This is a genomic window from Inquilinus limosus MP06 (assembly GCF_000767795.1).
Lineage (GTDB): Bacteria > Pseudomonadota > Alphaproteobacteria > DSM-16000 > Inquilinaceae > Inquilinus > Inquilinus limosus_E.
Genome location: NZ_JANX01000885.1, coordinates 1 through 1718, shown reverse-complemented (window position 1 = coordinate 1718; position 1718 = coordinate 1). Strand labels below are relative to the sequence as shown.

Here is a 1718-nt window from a genome sequence, read left to right as displayed (position 1 = left end):
GCCTTAGCTCTCACCCCGCCTTCAGCTGGGTCTCGACCAGGGTCGCGAGCAGCGAGGCGCCGAGCGGCAGGACCTCGTCGTTGAAGTCGTAATGCGGGTTGTGGACCATCGTGTCCCCCGCCGCGCGGGCCTGGCCGAGGAACAGATAGGCGCCCGGCCGGGCGTTCAGCAGATAGGCGAAATCCTCGCCGCCCAGCGACGGCTCGACATCGCGCTGGACATTGCCCGCGCCGACGATCCGCTCCGCCACCTGGGCCGCGGTCTCGGCCTGGTCGGCGTGGTTCACGGTCGCCGGGTAGCCGTAATCGTACTTCACCTCGATCGAGACCCCGAAGGCGGCGGCGATGCCGTCGGCGATGCGCTTGATGCCGGCGACGATCATCTCCTGCACCTCGGGGCGGAAGGTCCGCACCGTGCCGTTCAGGAAGGCCTCGTCCGGGATCACGTTATGGGTGGTGCCGGTGTGGATCTGGGTGATCGACAGCACCGCCGAATCCATCGGGTTGGTGTTGCGGCTGACCAGGGTCTGCAGCGCGCCGACCAGCTGGGCCGCGATCACCACCGGGTCCTTCGCGGTCTGCGGGATCGCGGCATGGCCGCCGACGCCGCGGATGCGGATGTCGAACATGTCGGCCGCCGCCATCATCGGGCCGGGGCGCACGCCGACGATGCCGGCCGGCAGCAGCGGCCAGTTGTGCAGGCCGTAGACCTCGTCGCAGGGGAAGCGGTCGAACAGCCCCTCGCGCACCATGACGTCGCCGCCGCCGCCGCCCTCCTCGGCCGGCTGGAAGATGAAGTGCACGGTGCCGTCGAAGTTGCGCGTCTCCGCCAGGTACTGGGCGGCGCCGAGCAGCATGGTGGTGTGGCCGTCATGGCCGCAGGCATGCATCTTGCCGGGCACGGTCGATTTGTGGGCGAAGTCGTTCAGCTCGTCCATCGGCAGGCAGTCCATGTCGGCGCGCAGGCCGATGGTGCGGCCGCTGTCGGTGCGGCCCTTGAGCACGCCGACGACGCCGGTCTTGGCCAGGCCGCGATGCACCTCGATGCCCCAGGAGGCCAGCTTCTCCGCCACGATGCCCGAGGTCCGCACCTCCTCGAAGCCGAGTTCGGGATGGGCGTGGAGGTCGCGCCGCCAGGCGGTCATCTCCTCCTTGCGGGCGGCGATCGAATTGATGACGGGCATCGGTCGGTCTCGTTTGCGCTGGCTGGGATGGCGAAACCCCGATACTGGTCCCTCCGCGCCGCCAGGGCAACCCGGCGCGGGCGGGAGGCGGACCTCCGCGCGGCATCCGGCCGCTGCCCGCGGCGGTGGACGGGCGCTGCGGGCCGTGACAAGCTGCGGCCGTTTTTCCGCCGCGGCGCCAGCCAGGAGCAGCCGATGAGCGACCTCACGACCAAGCCCCGCATCGACATCAAGCCGAAGACCCAGAAGCCGCGGCTGCACAAGGTCATCCTGCTGAACGACGACTACACGCCGCGCGACTTCGTCGTGACGGTGCTGAAGGGCGAGTTCCGGATGAGCGAGGATCAGGCCTACCGGGTGATGATGACCGCGCATCGCCGCGGCGTGTGCGTCGTCGCCGTCTATCCCAAGGAGGTCGCCGAGACCAAGGCGACCCGGGCCACCGACGCCGCCCGCCAGAAGGGTTATCCCCTGCTGTTCACGACCGAGCCGGAGGAGGCGTAGGGCTCCGCCGTGGCTGACAGGCCTGCTCTCG

Annotated in this window: 2 protein-coding genes; one reads left to right on the top strand and one right to left on the bottom strand. The window is 69.9% G+C overall.

Going from position 1 to position 1718, the window contains the following annotated elements; all coding sequences use genetic code 11:
- Nucleotides 1-10: 10 nt before the first annotated feature.
- Nucleotides 11-1183, bottom strand: coding sequence for a M20 aminoacylase family protein (locus tag P409_RS33600; protein ID WP_034848914.1), 1173 nt, complete (start codon nt 1181-1183; stop codon nt 11-13).
- A 195-nt stretch (nt 1184-1378) separates the two neighbouring features.
- Here P409_RS33600 and clpS point away from each other — a divergent pair, with 195 nt between their 5' ends.
- Complete coding sequence (gene clpS, locus P409_RS33595) at nt 1379-1687, top strand: ATP-dependent Clp protease adapter ClpS (protein ID WP_034848912.1); 309 nt, start codon at nt 1379-1381, stop codon at nt 1685-1687.
- Nucleotides 1688-1718: the final 31 nt, after the last annotated feature.

Excerpts from the sequence above, each read along its gene's own strand:
- P409_RS33600 (WP_034848914.1), bottom strand. The coding sequence starts at position 1,183 with ATGCCCGTCATCAATTCGATCGCCGCCCGCAAGGAGGAGATGACCGCC.
- clpS (WP_034848912.1), top strand. The coding sequence starts at position 1,379 with ATGAGCGACCTCACGACCAAGCCCCGCATCGACATCAAGCCGAAGACC.